General features: G+C 73.5%; 17 protein-coding genes. 3 read left to right on the forward strand and 14 right to left on the reverse strand.

The features are described 5' to 3' along the window. Nucleotides 1–20: 20 nt before the first annotated feature. From M0M48_RS19690 to M0M48_RS19715, 6 genes are read right to left on the reverse strand one after another with little or no spacing between them, the layout of a single operon-like run. Nucleotides 21–1,001 (reverse strand): LLM class flavin-dependent oxidoreductase, encoded by a 981-nt coding sequence (locus tag M0M48_RS19690; protein ID WP_257752428.1) that lies wholly within the window; start codon nucleotides 999–1,001, stop codon nucleotides 21–23. After that, a complete protein-coding gene (locus M0M48_RS19695) occupies nucleotides 998–2,302 on the reverse strand; it encodes a M20/M25/M40 family metallo-hydrolase (protein WP_257759259.1) in 1,305 nt (434 codons plus the stop codon). Before M0M48_RS19695 ends, M0M48_RS19690 begins: the two co-directional genes overlap by 4 nt. Continuing rightward, the gene (locus M0M48_RS19700) at nucleotides 2,299–3,411 is read right to left on the reverse strand and encodes an ABC transporter ATP-binding protein (RefSeq protein WP_257752431.1); all 1,113 of its coding nucleotides are present in this window, start codon (nucleotides 3,409–3,411) and stop codon (nucleotides 2,299–2,301) included. The genes M0M48_RS19695 and M0M48_RS19700 overlap by 4 nt, the downstream gene beginning before the upstream one ends. Beyond that, nucleotides 3,408–4,229 (reverse strand): ABC transporter permease, encoded by an 822-nt coding sequence (locus M0M48_RS19705; protein WP_257752432.1) that lies wholly within the window; start codon nucleotides 4,227–4,229, stop codon nucleotides 3,408–3,410. Before M0M48_RS19705 ends, M0M48_RS19700 begins: the two co-directional genes overlap by 4 nt. Further along, the gene (locus M0M48_RS19710; protein ID WP_215814266.1) at nucleotides 4,226–5,137 is read right to left on the reverse strand and encodes an ABC transporter permease; all 912 of its coding nucleotides are present in this window, start codon (nucleotides 5,135–5,137) and stop codon (nucleotides 4,226–4,228) included. The genes M0M48_RS19705 and M0M48_RS19710 overlap by 4 nt, the downstream gene beginning before the upstream one ends. Continuing rightward, nucleotides 5,128–6,357, reverse strand: a complete 1,230-nt coding sequence (locus M0M48_RS19715; protein ID WP_215814265.1) for an extracellular solute-binding protein — start codon at nucleotides 6,355–6,357, stop codon at nucleotides 5,128–5,130. Before M0M48_RS19715 ends, M0M48_RS19710 begins: the two co-directional genes overlap by 10 nt. A 173-nt stretch (nucleotides 6,358–6,530) precedes the next feature. On the opposite strand from M0M48_RS19715, the gene M0M48_RS19720 reads away from it, so the two are divergent. Both M0M48_RS19720 and ilvA read left to right on the forward strand, forming a co-directional pair. Further along, nucleotides 6,531–7,967, forward strand: coding sequence for an aminotransferase-like domain-containing protein (locus M0M48_RS19720; RefSeq protein WP_215814264.1), 1,437 nt, complete (start codon nucleotides 6,531–6,533; stop codon nucleotides 7,965–7,967). Next, complete coding sequence (gene ilvA / locus M0M48_RS19725) at nucleotides 7,964–9,187, forward strand: threonine ammonia-lyase (RefSeq protein WP_257752434.1); 1,224 nt, start codon at nucleotides 7,964–7,966, stop codon at nucleotides 9,185–9,187. Before M0M48_RS19720 ends, ilvA begins: the two co-directional genes overlap by 4 nt. 1 nt (nucleotide 9,188) lies before the next feature. On the opposite strand, the gene M0M48_RS19730 is transcribed toward ilvA, so the two are convergent. Next, nucleotides 9,189–11,216: an MMPL family transporter gene (locus M0M48_RS19730; RefSeq protein WP_257752435.1), complete on the reverse strand. Its 2,028-nt coding sequence runs from the start codon at nucleotides 11,214–11,216 to the stop codon at nucleotides 9,189–9,191. Between the two features lie 17 nt (nucleotides 11,217–11,233). On the opposite strand from M0M48_RS19730, the gene M0M48_RS19735 reads away from it, so the two are divergent. Beyond that, on the forward strand, nucleotides 11,234–11,716 hold the full coding sequence (locus tag M0M48_RS19735) for a MarR family winged helix-turn-helix transcriptional regulator (RefSeq protein WP_257752436.1): 483 nt from the start codon (nucleotides 11,234–11,236) through the stop codon (nucleotides 11,714–11,716). Here M0M48_RS19735 and M0M48_RS19740 read toward each other — a convergent pair. The 7 genes from M0M48_RS19740 to M0M48_RS19770 are packed head-to-tail and all read right to left on the reverse strand — an operon-like array spanning nucleotide 11,713 to nucleotide 17,959. Beyond that, nucleotides 11,713–12,117, reverse strand: coding sequence for a heme-binding protein (locus M0M48_RS19740; protein WP_257752437.1), 405 nt, complete (start codon nucleotides 12,115–12,117; stop codon nucleotides 11,713–11,715). The two genes, M0M48_RS19735 and M0M48_RS19740, sit on opposite strands and share 4 nt — an antisense overlap. A 7-nt stretch (nucleotides 12,118–12,124) precedes the next feature. Further along, on the reverse strand, nucleotides 12,125–13,006 hold the full coding sequence (gene pdxS / locus M0M48_RS19745) for a pyridoxal 5'-phosphate synthase lyase subunit PdxS (protein ID WP_257759260.1): 882 nt from the start codon (nucleotides 13,004–13,006) through the stop codon (nucleotides 12,125–12,127). Further along, nucleotides 13,003–13,389, reverse strand: a complete 387-nt coding sequence (locus tag M0M48_RS19750) for a RidA family protein (protein ID WP_215817125.1) — start codon at nucleotides 13,387–13,389, stop codon at nucleotides 13,003–13,005. Before M0M48_RS19750 ends, pdxS begins: the two co-directional genes overlap by 4 nt. Continuing rightward, nucleotides 13,386–14,219 (reverse strand): mycofactocin-coupled SDR family oxidoreductase, encoded by an 834-nt coding sequence (locus tag M0M48_RS19755; protein ID WP_257752438.1) that lies wholly within the window; start codon nucleotides 14,217–14,219, stop codon nucleotides 13,386–13,388. The genes M0M48_RS19750 and M0M48_RS19755 overlap by 4 nt, the downstream gene beginning before the upstream one ends. Before the next feature lie 42 nt (nucleotides 14,220–14,261). Continuing rightward, complete coding sequence (locus M0M48_RS19760; RefSeq protein ID WP_257752439.1) at nucleotides 14,262–15,299, reverse strand: ABC transporter permease; 1,038 nt, start codon at nucleotides 15,297–15,299, stop codon at nucleotides 14,262–14,264. Next, on the reverse strand, nucleotides 15,262–16,785 hold the full coding sequence (locus M0M48_RS19765) for a sugar ABC transporter ATP-binding protein (protein WP_257752440.1): 1,524 nt from the start codon (nucleotides 16,783–16,785) through the stop codon (nucleotides 15,262–15,264). Before M0M48_RS19765 ends, M0M48_RS19760 begins: the two co-directional genes overlap by 38 nt. 28 nt (nucleotides 16,786–16,813) lie before the next feature. Further along, the gene (locus tag M0M48_RS19770) at nucleotides 16,814–17,959 is read right to left on the reverse strand and encodes a sugar ABC transporter substrate-binding protein (protein ID WP_215817121.1); all 1,146 of its coding nucleotides are present in this window, start codon (nucleotides 17,957–17,959) and stop codon (nucleotides 16,814–16,816) included. Nucleotides 17,960–17,986: the final 27 nt, after the last annotated feature.

The raw sequence follows: 17,986 nt of genomic DNA on the forward strand, positions 1-17,986 counted from the left end.
TTCTTCTCCTTCTCGGGGGTTCATCGCATCTCGCGCGCGCACGCGGCCAGGGCGGCCAGGTGCGCGGTGAATCCGGGGTTCTCGGCCGCCTGCAGCAGGACGACCTCGTCGACACCGGCGTCGGCCAGCCGGCGCAGCCGGGCCGCGACCGCGGTGGCGTCGCCGGCCAGGCAGAGCTCGTCGACGACCCGGTCGGCGACCTCGCCGGGCCGGTCCTCGCGGGCACAGGCGGCGGTCGCCGCCAGGTCGTCGGGCGTGAGGTCGCCGGCGGTGAGCACCGGCTGCAGCGACGGGATGCGCAGCAGGCGCACCATGGTCGCGGCCAGGTCGGGCTTGAGCCGGGCGCGGGCCCGGTCGGGGTCGTCGTCCAGCGCGGCGGCGACGAAGGCGGTGATCCGTCCCCGCGTCCCCGGCCGCTCGGCCGCCCGGTGCTCGCGCGCGATCCGCTCGATCTCGGCGGTCGGGACGTGCGCCGAGATCACGACACCGTCGGCCGTCGCGGCGGTCATCGCGAGCATCCGGGGGCCGATCGTGCCCACCACCAGCGGCGGCGCCTCGACGGGGAACGACAGCCGGACGTCGCGCAGCCGGTGCACGGGCCCCTCGTGCGCCGCGATGCCGTCGCCGAAGAGCGCACGCAGGACGACGAGCGTCTCCTCGAGCGCCGCGACCGGCTGGGCGACGCTGACGCCGAGGTCCTCCAGCACCCGCGGACCACCGACACCGAGCCCGAGCACCAGCCGGCCGCCCGAGAGCCGCTGCACCTGGCCGGCCTCCATCGCGATCACGGCCGGCGAGCGGGTGAACGCGCTGACCACGCCGATCCCGATCTCGATGCGCCGCGAGCGAGCGGCGACCGCGCCGGCCGTGGCGAACGCTCCCGGCCAATAGGGGTTCTCCGCGATCCACACGCTGTCGAGGCCCGCCCGGTCGGCGTCCTCGACCAGCGCGAGCGCCGCGCTCGGGTCGAGCGCCTGGGGGTAGCCGATCCCGATCTTCACCGCTGCTCCTCCTCGCTCCGCCGGGCCACGGCTGCCGCGATCGCCGCGGCCGCCCGCATCCCGTAGCGGAAGTCGTCGACGCGGAGGTTCTCGTCCACGCCGTGGTTGTTCTGGTCGGCACCGGCGAGCGGCACCAGCAGGACCGGGGCGTCCAGGCCCTCGGCCAGGACGGCCAGCGGCAGCGTCCCGCCGAGCGACGTCACCACCACGGGCTCCGCTCCCCCGGCACTGCCGATCGCGGCGGCCACCTCGTCGAGGACGGGATCGCCGGGCGCGCACCGGTAGGGCTCGGTGACGCCGATGACGCGCGCGCTCACCCCGCGGAACCGCTCCAGGTGCGCGGCGACCAGGGCGCCGACGCGCACGGCCGACTGCCCGGGGACCAGGCGGCACTCGACCTTGGCGTGCGCCCGGTGCGGGACGACCGTCTTCATGCCGGGCCCCTGGTGGCCGCCACCGATCCCGGCCAGGCCGACGTGCGGCACGAGCACCGGACGGCGGCCGTCCGGGTCGCGCGGGTCGGGGTCGGGCGCGAGCGCGCCGTCGGCGAAGCCGGCGACGGCGACCGTGCCGTCGGCCGCGTGCAGCGAGGCGAGCGCACCGACCAGCAGCGTGAGCGCGTTGTCGACCGCGCCGCCGTACGTGCCGCCGTGGAGGTCGCGATCGGCACCGACGGCGCTCACGTCGAGGTAGACGAGACCGCGGCAGCCCCGGACCACCGTCGGCGCGCCGCTGGGGTGCAGCGCACCGTCGGTGGCGACGACCAGGTCGGCGCCGACGGCCGAGCGGTGCGCGGCGAGCACCGGGCCCAGGGACGGCGAGGTGATCTCCTCCTCGCCGTCGACGATCACCGTGAGGTCGATCGGGAGACCGGGGTGTGCCGCCAGCAGCGCGTGCAGGCCGTGCAGGACGGCGAGGTGCTGGCCCTTGTTGTCCGCGCTGCCGCGGCCGTAGACCCGTCCGTCCCGCTGCTCGGGTGCGAACGGTGCCGACGACCAGCCGTCGGCCGCGGCGGCCGGCTGCACGTCGTAGTGGCCGTAGAACACCAGGCGCGGCGCGCCCGGAGGCCCGGGGCGGCGCCCGACCACGGCCGGGTGGCCGGCGGTCTCGACGACCCGGCCGGCGAACCCGCAGGCCTCCATCCGGGCCCGGAGCTGCTCGGCCGCGGCACGCACGCCCTCGCCCGTCGAGCTCACGCTCGGCTGGGCGACGTGCTCGGCGAGGACCGCGAGCGCGGCGTCGAGGTCGTCGTCGAGGCGCGCGAACACGTCGTCCAGCAGGGCCGGCCCGGTCACCGTCACGAGGCACCGCCGTCGGGGTCGTGGACGAGGGTCGCCGAGGCCGCGTGCCAGCCGATCCGGCCGGCGCCGCCGACGTCCGGGACCGTCGTACCGGCGGGGACGCGCGAGCGCAGGACGACATCGCCCAGCGCGGGGACCCGCCAGGTCAGGTCGCGGATCGGACCGTGGAACTTGCTGCTCACCAGGCACGCGTCGAGCACGACGTCCGCGCTCGCGCCGGGGTCGAGCAGCACGTCCTCGGGCTTGAGCGCCAGCGCGGCCGCCCCCGGCACTTCGGCCGACGCGGCCGGCTCGGCCCGCCCGGCCGGCTCGGCGAGGGCGACCGCGGTCGCGCCGACCAGGAAGCGGGGCGCACCGCCCGAGCGGTCCACCTGCCCGGCGAGCAGGTTGGAGGCACCGACGAAGCGCGCGGTGTAGGCGAACTCCGGGCGCCGGAAGATGTCCTCCGGCGGAGCCACCTCGAGGATCCGCCCGTCGGCCATGACCGCCACCCGGTCGGCCATCGACATCGCCTCGTCCTGGTCGTGGGTGACCATCACGGTGGTGACGCCGACCTTGCGGATGATCGACTCGACCTCGGCCCGCATCCGGTCGCGCAGGTTCGCGTCGAGCGCCGAGAACGGCTCGTCCAGCAGCAGGATCCGCGGATCGGGGGCGAGGGCCCGGGCGAGCGCCGCCCGTTGCGACTGGCCGCCGGAGAGCTGGCCGGGCTCGACCTCGGCGAGCTCCTCGAGCCCGACGAGCGCCAGCATCTCGGCCACCCGCTGCCGGCGGGCGGTCCGGGACATCCGGCGGCGCAGGCCGTACTCGATGTTCTTGGCCACGCTGAGGTGCGGGAACAGGGCGTGGTTCTGGAAGACCAGCCCGAGGTCGCGCCGCCACGGCGGGGTGAGCGTCACGTCGTCGTCGCCGAAGTGGATGGTCCCCGCGGTGGGGGTGACCAGACCGGCGATCGCGCGCAGGGTGGTCGACTTGCCGCACCCGCTCTGCCCGAGCAGCGCGGTGATCTCCCCCGGCGCCATGGTCAGGTCGAGGTCGGTGACCACCGGCCCCTTGCCGTAGTCGACCGTGACGCCGGCGAGCGCGACCCGCTGCGAAGATCCCGTCATTGAAGCAACCTCACTCGTAGGAATCGCTCCACGGCGGCGGCGGCCACCAGGAGGAGAACAGCCAGCAGCAACGACAGGGCGGCGAGCACCGGCGTGCGGTTGCTGGCCATCTGCTGGTAGATGCTGATCGGCAGGGGACGCTGGTCCGAGGGCGCCAGGAACAGCGAGAGCGGCACGTTGACGAACGACAGCGTGAACGCGAACACCGAGCTCGCGATCAGGGCCGGCCGGAGCATCGGGAACGTGACCGTGGTCAGCACCCGCGCCGGCGACGAGCCGAGCGCCATCGCGGTCGCCTCGTACGACGTGCCCTGGGCCTGCAGGGCTCCGGCGACCAGCCGGATCACGAACGGCGCGACGAAGACGCCGTGCGCCACCACCAGACCAGCCAGGCCGACCTGGATCTGGAGCTGGTTGATGACCTGGAGGATCGCCAGGCCGACGACGATCTGCGGGACGACGATCGGCCCCATCAGCACCGACGTCGCGCCGGCACCGGTCATCCAGCGTGGTCCCCGGGTCACCGCGAACGCCGCGGAGACGCCGAGCACCAGGGCGAGCGCGGTGGCCCCGATCCCGATCTTGGCGCTGGTCAGCGTGCCGTCGATGAACTCGTCGTAGGTCAGCAGGTCGGCGAACCAGTGCAGCGTGAAGCCACGCATCCGGTCGGGGAAGGTCGGGGAGTCGTTGAAGGCCTGGAGGACGACCGGGAGCACCGGGCCGAGCACGAAGGCGAAGCCGAGCACGATCGTCGACGTCCGCAGCACCCGCCAGGCGGCCCAGCCCTGCTGGCGCCGACGACGCGGCCGGGCGCTCATCGGGACACCTCGCGCGCGGCGCTGCGGCTGAGGACCCGGCCGTAGATGCCGACGAGGAGCAGGCCGAGCCCGACGAGCAGCACCGAGCTGGCCGCGGCGAGCGTCGGGTTGAACGTGTTGACGAGCTGGCTCACCAGCGTGGTGAGCACGAGGTTGCGCTCGCCGCCGAGGAACCGGGCGTTGACGAACGCGCTCAGCGCCATCGCCAGGCCCACGATCGAGGCGGCGAGGATCCCCGGCCGGCACAGCGGGAGGACGACGCGGAAGACCGTCCGTACCGGCGAGACCCCGAGGGTGAGCGAGGCCTCGAGCAGGTCCTTGGAGACGGTGCGCGCGATCGGGTAGAGCGTGAGCACCACGAACGGGACGACGAAGTGGACCGTGCCGATCGTCATCGCGATCTCGGTCTCCGCGACCCGGCCGGGGCTACCGCCCCACAAGGGCCGCAGCGCGTTGACCACGCGGTAGCCGAGGCCGCCCTCCACGAAGAGCCCCATCCAGCCGAGCACGGTGATCACCGGTCCGGACAGGATCGGCGCGACCAGGAGGAACAGCCACACCGAGCTGACCTCCCGGCGCCGGAAGGCGGTCAGCGCGACCACCAGCGCGAGCCCGATGAGCACGCTGGCCACGCCGCCGATCACGCTGACCCGCAGCGTGCGCAGCATGACGTCGCGGTAGATCGGGTCGGTCAGCAGCCGGTCGTAGTTGCCCCACGTCTCGTGCGCCGCGCTCGGGTCGCCCAGCGGGTTGGGCTGCAGGCTCTGGTGGAAGATGACCGCCGCCGGCGCCAGCACGGCGAGGGCGAAGGCGACGACGGCGGGCAGCACGGACAGGCCCGACGAGCCGATGACGTGGCTCGTCGACCTCCGCGCGCCCGCACGCCGCCGCAGTGGTGTCACTCCCACGAGGGCAGCACCTCGGAGTTCAGCCGCTCGGTCCACTCGGCCCGCTTGTTGGCGATCTCGCCCAGGTCGAAGAACCGGACCTGGTCGAGGATCTCGGACGCGAGCGGCACCTTGCCGGCGACCTTCGGCGCGATCGTGGCCTTGGTGTTGGCCGGCGAGCCCAGCCACTCTCCGCAGAAGGCGGTCTGCACGTCGGCGTCGAAGGCGACGTCGAGGAAGACGTGCGCGAGGTCCTCGTTGGGCCGGCCCTTGACGATCGCCATCGTGTTGTCGGCGGCGATCGCCTTCTCCTGCGGGAAGTCGAAGGAGAAGCCGACGCCCGCGTCGTTCGCGCCGAGCAGCGAGTAGTTGAACTCGGGGACGACGTCCACCTCGCCGCCCTTGGCCCGGTCGGCCCACTCGGTCCAGAAGTACTGGAGCACGGCGGGATCGAGCTTGGCCAGCGCCTTGAGCCCGGGGTCGATGTCGGTGGCCGAGCCGCCGTTGAGCTCGGCGGCCATGATCAGGAACATCGGCATCTGGGTGTGCCCGATGCCCGGCAGGCCGAGCCGGCCGGCGAGCTCGGGACGCCACAGGTCGCCCCAGCTCGTCAGCGCCGGCACCCCCTTGGCCCGGGTCAGGCCGAAGGCGACGAGCCCGTAGGAGATGCCGTAGGGGAAGAGCTTGGCCCAGTCGGCGATGTCGGCGGCGTTCGGGACGCGCCGGGTGTCGATGTCGGTCAGCAGCCCCTGGCGGTTGGCCTGGTAGACGTTCTCGCCCGAGTTGATGAACACGTCGACCGTCGGCGAGCCGATCTGGGCCAAGAGCTTGTTGAACCGCTCGCCGCCCGAGCCGGTGTCGTACTGCACCTTGGCGCCGGTGAGCTTGCGGAAGACCGGCTCGACGGTCTCCTTGAAGGCGCGCTCGGTCTCACCGCCCCACACCGAGACCGACAGCGTGCGGCCACTCCCGTCGGGGATGCCGGTCCCCGCCGAGCCCGGCGAGGTGCTCGCGTCGCTGCCGCACGCCGCCAGCAGCGTCGGCGCGGCCGCGACACCGGCGCCGATGCCCAGCCACTTGAGGACGTCGCGGCGCGAGCCGCTCGCCGTGGCGAGGGCGCCGAGCGAGGCGCGCACCTGCGCCAGGTGCGCCGACGACCCGAGCCGGGTCGCGACGTCGTGTGCCCATTCGTCGCGCTCCCCGAGCCTGTGCGACGCCTTCTGCGAACCGATGAGAGACATGAACCCGCTCCTTGGAAATCAACCCGGTTGGTCTGATTTGGATTGCAAGACTCTGACATATTGGATTGGCTTTACGTGACCAATTTCAGATATCAGGTAGTCTGCGGAGGAACGCTCTGCTCGTACATATCCAATCTGCCGCATATTGGCATTGAAATGCAGAGGAAAGGCACATGATGGGCCTCAATCTCGGCGACGTGCTCGGACCCTGGGCGTCCGGCGCCGGGCCCCGCTACGTCCAGCTCGCCGCGGCCGTGCGCGCCGCGATCGAGCGCTACGACCTGGCCCCGGGCACCCGGCTCCCTCCCGAGCGCCAGATCGCGGACGCGCTGGGGGTCAGCCGGACCACGGTCGTGGCCGCGCTCGACGCGCTCAAGCAGGACGGCTGGCTGGAGGCCCGGCAGGGCGCCGGCACCTGGGTCGCGACCCGCAGCGACACGCTCGGCGTCTCCCCCGACGGCGCGGTCTACTCCTCCTACCCCGTCCAGCGGCTGCTCCGCTCGACGCGCGAGCCGGCTCCGGCCCTGATCGACATGGCCAGCGCCGCCTTCACCGAGCCGCTCGGCGTCGCCGACACCCTCGGCTCGCTCTCGCTCGGCGCCGGGTCCGTCGGCATGGGCTACCTGCCGTACGGGCACCCCGAGCTGCGGGCCGCGATCGCCGGCCACCTGAGCGCGTCCGGGCTGCCGACGGTCCCGAGCCAGATCCTCATCACCACCGGCGTGGCCCAGGCGATCACCCTGCTGGCCCAGCTCTTCCTGCCGAACCGCGAGCCGGTGGTGGTCGAGAACCCCACGTGGACCGGGACCCTCGACGCCCTCACCGCCCACGGCTCCAAGATCCGCTCGCTGCCCGTCGACGCCCACGGGGCCCGGGTCGACCTGGTCCCCGACGCGATCGCGAAGTCGCAGGCGGACCTGGTGCTGGTCACGCCCGACTTCCACAACCCCACCGGCGCCCAGCTCACCCTGGCCCGCCGCAAGCGGCTGGCCGAGCTCGCCCACGACCTCCAGGTACCGGTGGTCGAGAACATCGCGCTGGCCGGCCTCCAGCTCGGCGACACCCCGGTGCTCCCGCCGATCGCGTCGTTCTCGCCGGACCGCTGGATCCTCACCGTCGGCTCGTTCTCCAAGGTCGTCTGGCCCGGGCTCCGCATCGGCTGGGTCCGCTCCTCCGAGCCCACCATCGACCGGCTGGCCCGGCTCAAGGCGGTCGCCGACAACGGCACGCCGGTGCTCAGCCAGCTGGTGGTGCTCGGCCTGCTCGACCGCTTCGACGAGCTGGCCGCCGCCCGCCGCGCCCACGCGGAGACCGGCCTCGCCGCGCTCACCAGCGCGCTGGCCGAGCGGCTGCCGAGCTGGCGCCCCACGCTGCCGGTCGGCGGGCTGTCGATGTGGACCCAGCTCCCTCGCGGGAGCGCCCACGAGTTCGCCCGGATCGCGGTCCACCACGGTGTCGACGTCTCCCCCGGCCCGATCTTCTGCGCCGACGAGAGCCACCACGACCACCTGCGGCTGCCCTTCGTCGCCCCACCCGCGGTCCTCACCGAGGCGGTCGACCGCCTCGCCGCGGCCTGGGGTGCCTACGAGCGCGAGCGGGAGGCGCTGTGATCGACCTCGACGCCATCCGTGCCGCCCAGCGGCTGATCGCGCCCGTCGCCGTACGGACGCCGGTCGAGGAGTCGCGCTGGCTCTCCGGCATCCTCGGCGGCCCGGTGCTGCTCAAGGCCGAGAACCTCCAGCGCGGCGGCTCGTTCAAGATCCGCGGTGCCTACGTCCGGATGGCCCGGCTGAGCGCGGACGAGCGCCGGGCCGGCGTCGTCGCCGCCAGCGCCGGCAACCATGCCCAGGGCGTCGCGCTCGCCGCCCAGCTGCTCGGCATGCCGGCCGTGGTCTACATGCCGCGGGGCGCCTCGATCCCCAAGGAGCAGGCCACCCGCGGCTACGGCGCCGAGGTGCGGATCGCGGGCGCCACCATCGACGAGGCCCTCACCCACGCCGAGGCCTACGCCGCCGAGACCGGCGCCACGCTGGTCCACCCCTTCGACCACCCCGACATCGTCGCCGGCCAGGGCACGCTCGGCCTCGAGCTGCTCGAGCAGTGCCCGGAGGTCGCGACCGTCGTCGTCCCGATCGGTGGCGGCGGGCTGGCGGCCGGGGTCGCGCACGCCATCCGGGCGGTGCGGCCCGACGTACGGGTGGTCGGGGTGCAGGCCGCCGCGGCGGCGGCGTACCCGGCGTCGCTGCGGTCCGGCGCGCCGGTGCCGCTCGACCGGATGGCCACGATCGCCGACGGCATCGCCGTGGCCCGCCCTGGAGCGCTGCCCTTCGCCCACGTCCAGGCCGAGGTCGAGCGGGTCGTCACCGTGAGCGAGGACCAGATCGCCCACGCCGTGCTGCAGCTCATGGAGCGGGCCAAGCTCGTCGTCGAGCCGGCGGGCGCGGTGACCGTCGCCGCCCTGCTCGCCGAGCCCGAGGCATTCACCACGCCCGCGGTCGCCGTCCTGTCCGGCGGCAACATCGACCCGCTGCTGATGATGAACGTGATCCGGCACGGCCTCGCGGCCTCGGGGCGCTACCTGTCGGCGCGGGTCCGGATCCCCGACCGCACCGGCGGTCTGGCCGGACTGCTCGCCGAGCTCGCCCGCTGCGAGGTCAACGTGCACGAGGTCGCGCACGACCGTACGACGCGGCACGGACTCGGCGAGGTCGACGTCGCGCTCCAGCTCGAGACCCGCGGCCCCGAGCACGCCCGGTCGGTCATCGCGGCCCTGCGCGAGCACTACCTGGTGCTCGACCACGACGGCGCGGAGGAGCCGGAGGGGACCTGACTCAGCCGAGCCGCCGCGGCCACCAGAACCGCTCCCCCATCCGGATCGCGATCGCGGGCACCAGCACCGTCCGCACCAGGAGGGTGTCGAGCAGGACGCCGACGCAGATCACGATGCCGAGCTGGGCCAGCACGACCAGCGGGAGCACGCCGAGCACCGCGAAGACCGCGGCGAGCAGGATGCCCGCGCTGGTGATCACGCCGCCGGTCGACGCGAGCGCCCGGAGCATGCCCTCGCGCGGGCCGTGGCGGCGGCCCTCCTCGGCGGCGCGGGTGACGAGGAAGATGTTGTAGTCGACGCCGAGCGCGACGAGGAAGAGGAAGGCCTGCAGGGGGACGCCGACGTCGAGCCGGTCGAAGCCGAAGACCTGCGAGCCGATGAGCCAACCGGCGCCGAGTGCCGCCAGGTACGTCGCGACCACCGTCGCCACGAGCACGATCGGCGCGACCACCGAGCGCAGGAGCAGCCCGAGCGCGAGCAGCACCACGACGAGGATGAGCGGCAGGATCAGGCCGCGGTCGGCCGACGTGGCCGCCGCGATGTCGGCCTCCTCGGCGTCGGTGCCGCCGACGAGCGTGCCGGGGAAGTCGTCGAGGGCGGCGCGCAGGGAGGCGACGTCGGCCCGCGCGGCCGCCGTACCGGGGGCGTGGGCGAGGACGACGTCGAGGCGGGTCCGTCCGTCGTGCTCGCCGGCCTCGCGCACCGACTCGACCCCCTCGGTGGCCTCGGCCGCGGCGACGACCTCGTCGGCCGGGTCCGAGGTCAGGACGACGGCCGGGTCGGTGCTGCCGGCCGGGAACGACTCCGCCAGGCGGGCGGCGGCGGTGATCGACTCGGGGGTGTCGATGAACTGGTCCGCCTCGGAGAGCCCGCTGCGGATGCCGAGCATGCCGCTCGCCAGCACCGCGAGGACGACCAGCCCGGACAGTGCCGCAGCGAGCGGACGGGCGGCGACGGCGTCGCCGATCCGGCGCCACACCGTGCGATCGTCCGACAGAGCGGCCTGCCCGACCTCGGGCCGGCGCGGCCAGAAGATCCCGCGCGGGAAGACGACCAGCGCCAGCGGGAGCACGACGAGTACGGCGACGGCCGCCACGACCACGCCGATCGCGCAGGCCAGCCCGAGCCCGCGGGTGGTGGGGAACGCCGAGAGCAGCAGGGCCAGGAGCGCGACGACGACGGTCGCGGCACTGGCCAGTACGGCCTCGCCGGTCCGCACCCAGGCGTGCGCCATCGCCTCCCCCCGGCTGGCCGTACGACGCAGCTCGTCGCGGTAGCGGGAGATCAGCAGGAGCGCGTAGTTGGTCCCCGCGCCGAACACCAGCACCGACAGGATCCCGGTCGTCGACTCGTCGAAGGCGACCCCGAGCCCCGACAGCGCGTGCGTCGCGGCGACCGCGGCGAGCCGGTCCGCGAGGCCGACGACCGTCAACGGGACCAGCCAGAGCAGGGGCGAGCGGTAGGTGATGATCAGCAGCACCGCCACCACCGACGCCGTCACCAGCAGCAGCCGGAGGTCGGCGCCGTCGAACACCCGCGCCAGGTCCCCCTGGATCGCGGCCGGACCGGTGACCGCGGCGCGCACGCCGTCCGGCAGGCCCGCGCGGACGTCGGCCCGCAGCCGGTCGATGTCGTCGGCGAGCCGGGCCGCGTCGGTCTCGGCGACCGGCACCACGCCGACGAGCGCCGTACCGTCGGCGGAGGGCTGGGGCGGCGCCACCGCACCGCCCGCCACCCAGGTGAGCACGTCGCCGACCGCGGTGGTCTCGGCCGCGGTCAGCTGGTGGTCGGCGGAGAAGAGCACGACGGCGACCTGGTCGCGGCCCGATGGGAAGGCGTCGACCAGGCGGGCGACCTCCGTGGCGTCGTACCCGGCGGGGAGCTGGTCGGTCGTCCCGCGCTCGACCGGCGCGGTCCCGGCGAGTCCGATGAGCGCGCCACCCACGACGAGGTAGATCATCGGGAGGATCCAGGCCACCCCCGGACGCAGGAACGGGAGCAGGCGCCGGGACAGCGGAGATAGTTCCATGATGGAAGGATAAGCCCATGAGCGACCCCAGGGGTACGCCGGGCGCGGCGGTGCCCGTGCTGGTGCAGGAGCTTTCGTACGAGCTCAACCGCTTCTCCCACGGCTTCGCCCACCGCCACGGCCTGCACCCCACCGACGTCGACGCGCTGGCCTACCTGCACCAGGCCCGGCTGCGCGGCCTCCCGGTGACGCCGTCCGCGCTGGCCGCCTCGATCGAGCTCAGCCCGCCGGCGACCACCGCGCTCCTGCACCGGCTGGAGGCGAGCGGGCACGTCGTACGCACGCCCGACCCGGCCGACGGCCGCCGCCGGCTGCTCGAGCTGCACCCGTCCGCCCAGCAGCTCGCCGGGGAGTTCTTCCGCCCGCTCGCGGGCGCACTGCGCGACTCGCTCGACGGGCTCGACCCCGACGAGGTCGCGGTCGTCGAACGCTGGCTGCGGGCGGCGTCCGCGGCGACCCGCTCGCTCGCCGGGACGCGCGACGGCGAGGGCACTCCCTAGGCGCCCGCGGTCCGCGCGATCGCGGCGTCCTGGTCCGACGTACCACCGCTGACGCCGACCGCGCCGACCACCTCGCCGCCGATCCGGACCAGGTCGCCGCCCGCGATGGGCGTGAAGCCGGGGACCGTGCCGACGGTGGCCGGGAACGACGGGTCGGCGGCGGTGCGCTCCTCCCACACCCCCGTCGGTACGCCGAGGGCGGCCGCCGTGACCGCCTTGCCGTGGGCGGCGGCGGCCACCAGGGCCGGGACGCCGTCCATCCGGGCGGTGGCGACGGGCACGCCCCAGGGGTCGGCCACGACGACGGCGACCGCGAGGTCCGCGGCGGTTGCGGCGGCGAGCGCTGCGCGCACGACCGTCTCCGCCTCGGCGAGCGTGATGACCGCGCAGGTGCGGGGCACGGGCGGCCTACCAGCCGCGCTCGGCGAACTGGATCGAGCGGGCGGGCTCGTCGACGTTGATGCCGACCATCGCCTCACCCAGACCACGCGAGACCTTCGCGACCACATCAGGATCGTCGTGGAAGGTCGTGGCCTTCACGATCGCCTCGGCCCGCTGGGCCGGGTTGCCCGACTTGAAGATCCCCGAGCCCACGAACACACCCTCGGCGCCGAGCTGCATCATCATCGCCGCGTCCGCCGGGGTCGCGATCCCGCCGGCGGTGAACAGCACCACCGGGAGCTTGCCGGTCCGGGCGACCTCGACCACCAGGTCATAGGGCGCCTGGAGCTCCTTGGCCGCGACGTACAGCTCGTCCTCGGCCAGTGCGCCGAGGCGGCGGATCTCGGCGCGGATGGTGCGCATGTGGGTCACCGCGTTGGACACGTCACCGGTACCGGCCTCGCCCTTGGAGCGGATCATCGCCGCGCCCTCGGTGATCCGGCGCAGCGCCTCGCCCAGGTTGGTCGCACCGCACACGAACGGAACCGTGAAGTCCCACTTGTCGATGTGGTTGGCGTAGTCGGCCGGGGTCAGCACCTCGGACTCGTCGATGTAGTCCACACCCAACGACTGCAGGACCTGGGCCTCGGCGAAGTGCCCGATCCGGGCCTTGGCCATCACCGGGATCGAGACCGCCGCGATGATCCCGTCGATCATGTCCGGATCGCTCATCCGCGACACCCCGCCCTGGGCGCGGATGTCGGCCGGAACCCGCTCCAACGCCATCACCGCGACCGCGCCGGCGTCCTCGGCGATCTTGGCCTGCTCGGGGGTGACCACGTCCATGATCACACCCCCCTTGAGCATCTCGGCCATGCCGCGCTTGACCCGGGTCGTCCCGGTGCTCACGCCGAGGCCTCCCCGACGTACGCCCACGCCTCGACCTCCAGCAGCATCCGCGGGTCGAGCAGTGCGGAGACGACGACCGTCGTGCTGGCCGGGGCGGAGCCGGACGTGAAGGCCTCCCCCTTCGCCCTGCTGTACGACGCGAAGTGCGCCGCGTCGGTCAGGTAGCAGACGAGCTTGGTGACCTGCGCCAGCGTCGCGCCCGCCTCGGCGAGGGCGAGCCCGATGTTCTCGAAGCACTGCCGGGCCTGCTCGTAGGGATCGTCCGTCGCGATCTGCGCCGAGGCGTCGAGCGCCACCTGGCCCGAGAGCACCACGAAGTCGCCGCTGCGCACGGCCTGGGACATCCCGTCGAACCGCAGGTGCGGCGGGTTGAAGCCCCTCACGGCATGCCCGCGGACGCGGCGGTGCTGATGTCGATCGTCGTCCCGCTGACGTAGCGGGCGTCGTCGGAGACCAGGTAGAGCACGGCTTTCGAGATGTCCTCGGGCGCCACCCAGGGCACGCCCATCGGGCTCATCGCGGCGTACGCCGGCTCGACCTGCTCGCGCGTCGGGGCGTCGAGGTCGGGGCAGAACAGCCCGTAGAGCGCGTCGTTGTGGACCATCCCGGTGTCGACCGTGGCCGGGCAGACCGCGTTGACGGTGATCCCCGACGAGGCCGCCTCCAGGGCGAGCGTCTTGACCAGGCCGATCACGCCCCACTTGGCGGCGACGTAGTGGGCGAGGTTGGGATTGCCCATCCGGCCGCCCATCGACGAGGTGGCGACGATCCGGCCGTGTCCCTGGCGGAGCATCGGCCGCACCGCGGCGCGCATCGTCTTGAAGACGCCGGTCAGGTCGACCCCGATCATCTCGTCCCAGGCCGCGTCGTCGAGGTCCCAGAACTTCGCGAAGCCGCACACGCCGGCGTTGGCGACCGCGATGTCGAGCGAGCCGAACCTCGCGACCGCGTCGGCGACGACCGCCTCGATCGCGTCGGTGTCGCGGACGTCGCCGCGCACCGTGTGGCAGGCGACGCCGAGCGCCTCGACCTGCGCCTTGGTCTCGGCGAGGTCCTCGGGGGTGGCGAGGGGGTACGGGATGGTCGCGAGGTCGGCGCAGAGGTCGACCGCGACCACGTTCGCGCCCTCCGCGGCGAGGGCCAGGGCGTGGGAGCGTCCCTGTCCGCGGGCGGCGCCGGTGATCAGCGCGGTCCTGCCGTCGAGCTTGCCCATGTCGTTCTCCTTGTCAGGTGGTCGGTACGGCGGCGGGCGGCGTCAGCCGTCCGCGCGCACCGAGAGCTTGCGGAGCTTGGTGAGGACGACGGCGAGGATGAGCGCGCCGCCCTGGAAGGTGGAGATCACCCAGAACGGGATCCCCTGCAGCTGCAGGCCGTTGATGCCGATGGCGAGGATCGCCAGGCCGACCAGCAGGCCGGGGACGTTGAACCGGCCCGGCTTGATCATCGTCGAGCCGAGGAACGCCGCGGCGTACGACGGCAGCAGGTACTGCGCGCCGACGTCCGGCTGCCCGGTGCCGATGCGGGAGGTGTAGACGAGACCGGCGAGCGAGGCGCAGAAGCCGGAGACGACGAACGCCAGCACCAGGATCCGGTTGGTCGGTACGCCGGCCAGCCGGGACTGCTCGCGGCCGAAGCCGGTGGCGTAGATCATCCGGCCCAGCGGGGTCATCTCCAGCACGTAGAACACGATCAGCGCGAGCACGACGACCAGCACGATGGGGTTCGGGATGCCGAACAGCTCGCCGCGGCCGAGGTCGGTGAAGGACGTCGGGATGTCGCGCGAGACGACCTGTCCGTTGGCGACCAGCTGGGAGACCCCGAGGAAGATCGAGCCGGACCCGAGCGTGACGATGAACGGGTCGATGCTGAGGCGCACCACGAGCAGCGCGTTGACCAGTCCCGCGGACGAGCCGACCGCCAGGGTGATCAGGATGGCGAGCGGCACCGGCATCGAGCCGGCCGTCTGCTGGAAGGTCCAGGCCGAGGTGATCACCGACAGCGTGAGCACACCGCCGATGGAGATGTCGAAGACCCCGGCGGCGAGCGGGAACAGCAGTCCCAGCGCGACCACCGCGGTGATCGTCTGGTTGTTGACGACCGCCAGCAGGTTGCTGCTGGTGAGGAAGACGCCGGGCGAGGCAATGGTGAACGCCACGATCATTGCGACGAGCAGCAGCGGCCCGGCCCAGCGGTCGAGCAGGTCGAGACCGATCCGGCCCGCCCGGTGCTCGGCGGGTCGCGCCGCCGGCACCTCCTCAGCCTGCTGCGTAGCAGAGCTCAACGATTCGCTCACGGGTGATCTCCTTGTCGGTCAGTTCGTCGGCGACGACGCCGTCGCGCAGCACCAGGACGCGGTCGCAGGTGGCGGCGAGGTCGTCGGTGTCGGAGGAGCACAGGAGGACGGCGGTGCCCTCGGTGCGTGCCGCTTCGACGAGGAGGCGCAGGATCTCGGCGGTACCGCCGACATCGACGCCGTGGGTGGGCTCCTCCAGCACCAGCACGCGCGGTGCGGTGCGCAGGAGGCGCGCCACGTAGGCCTTCTGGGCGTTGCCGCCGCTGAGCAGCTCGATCGGGCGCTGCACGTCGGGCGGCCGGATCCGGTAGCGCTCGACGAGGGCGACGGCGTCCGCGCGCTCGGCGCGGTGCCGGAACCGCCCCCCGCGCCAGTACGGCGCCAGGTCGGCGATCGTGATGTTCTCGGCCACGGTCATGCCCGTGATCCGCTTCTGGTCGCGCTCGCCGGGCAGCACCGCGACGCCGAGCCGCCGCAGCGACCGGACGCCGGGCCGCGGCACCGGCGCGCCGGCGACCGTGACCCGGCCGCGGTGCAGCGGCGCCCGGCCCTGGAGCAGGCGGACCACCTCGTGCACGCCGGATCCGGCCAGGCCGGCTACACCGAGCACCTCGCCCTCGCGCAGGGACAGGCTGGCACCGGCGAGCTCGCGCCCGGCGACGACGTCGTCGAGCTCGAGCACCGGGGCGCCCGTCGTACGGCCGGCGGCGCGGTCGCTCGCGTGCACGGCGCCGACCTCGCTGCCCGCGATCACCCGGGCGAGGTCCTCGCGAGTGAGCGTGGAGACGCTCTCCTGGAGCACCACCGCGCCGTCGCGCAGCACGGTCACCCGGTCGGCGAGGTCGATGACCTCCTCCAGCCGGTGGGTCACGTAGACGACACCGACGCCGCGGGCGGCGAGCGTGCGGACCAGCCGGAACAGGTGCTGGACCTGCTCCTCGGGCAGCGCCGCCGAGGCCTCGTCGAGGACGAGGACCCGGATCGCGTCGGGGTCGTCGATGGCCCGGGCGATGGCGACCTCGGTGCGCTCGACGGCGGAGAGTCCGGCCACCTCGGCGTCGGGGTCGAGGTGCCCGAGCCCGAGGTCGTCGAGCCGGGCCCGGGCCGCCGAGCGCTCCCCGCGCCAGCGGATCGCGCCGACCGTCCCGGCCCGGTAGGTGCCGACGCCGAGCCGGAGGTTCTCCAGCACCGACAGCTCGTCGACCAGGCCGATGTCCTGGTGGATGATCCGGACGCCGGCCCGGCTGACCGCCACCCCGTCGCCGAACCGCAGTCGCGATCCGGCGACGGAGCAGCGCCCCTCGTCGGGGTGGTGGAACCCGGAGAGCACCTTGATCAGGGTCGACTTCCCGGAGCCGTTGTGGCCCAGCAGGGCGTGGATCTCGCCGCGCGCGACGGTGAAGTCGACGCCGTCGAGGGCCCGCTGCCCGGGGAACGTCTTGACGATCCCGTGCAGCTCCAGGGCTGCCGTGTCGTCCGTGGTCATCGTGGTCTCCGCTCTCCTCACCCAGGACTCAGCTGACGCCCCAGAGCGCCTTGAACTGGTCGCGGAAGCCGTCCGCCCCCTCGTAGGTGCCGCTCTTCGGCGCGCTGTCCTGGGTCATCAGCAGCTGGGTCGGGTTCTCGATGTTGTCCGGGATCGTCTGCCCGGCCTTGAGCCGCAGCGCCGCGTCGACGACCGTCCAGCCGTTCTCGTAGACGCCCGAGGCCACGTCGGCCTTGATGATGTCGCCCTGGCGGACCAGCGCGAGGGTGGGCTCGTCACCGTCGAAGGTGCCGACGGAGATGCCGTCCTCCTTGCCCGCCTGGCGCACGGCGTCCGCCGCCATCACGCCGGAGAAGCCGGGCGTGCTGACCACCCAGTTGAGCTGCGGGTTCGACTGGATCTTGGCCTGGAGGGCCGGCGGCAGGTCGGTCTGCGCGGTCGCGACGCTGAACCGGTCGACGCTCACCTTGCAGCTGGGGCACTTGTCGAGCGCGGCCTTGACGCCGTCGGCCCGCTGGCCGTTGCACTGGTAGACGGTGTCGGCGAAGATCGCGACGTTCGCCTTGCCGCCCGACTCCGAGACGATGTAGTTCCCGAGCAGCTCGCCCTCGATCTGGCAGACGTTGCCGACCTCGACGGTGTTGCCCTTCGCGGGGTCCGGGAGCTGCGCGGTGAACTGGCCGATCACCGGGATCTTCAGCTCGTGCGCCTTGGCGTAGGCCTCGGACGCGTCGGCCGAGGGCCGGGCGTTGTTGACGATGACGTCGGGCTTGGCGTTGACCGCCTGGCTCATGCAGTTCTGGAACGAAGCGACGTCGCTCTTGGCGTCGCAGACCTCCAGGTCGAAGCCGAGGGCGTCGGTGGCCTGGCGCACGCCCTCGACCTGGGCCACGCAGCCCGGGATCGACTGGTCGCAGCCGACGAAGTACACGGTCATGGACGCCGGCGGCTCGACCGGCCCGAGCGCCTTGACGGCGATCTCGGTCGGCACCTGCACGGCCGTCTCGGCGGCGGCCTTGGCCTCGTCCAGCCAGGGACCGCTGGCCGCCGGGCCGTCGTCGGAACCGGAGTCGGAGCTGTTGCAGCCGGCGAGCGCCACGGTGGCAGCGACCACCAGGGCGGCGATCGCGGCGCCGCGGCGGCGGCGTGCGCGAGGGAGGTTGTTGGAAGGCACGGGCATTCCTCTCGTGGGGTTGGGTCG

This window comes from Pimelobacter simplex (genome assembly GCF_024662235.1).
Classification (GTDB): Bacteria; Actinomycetota; Actinomycetes; order Propionibacteriales; family Nocardioidaceae; genus Nocardioides.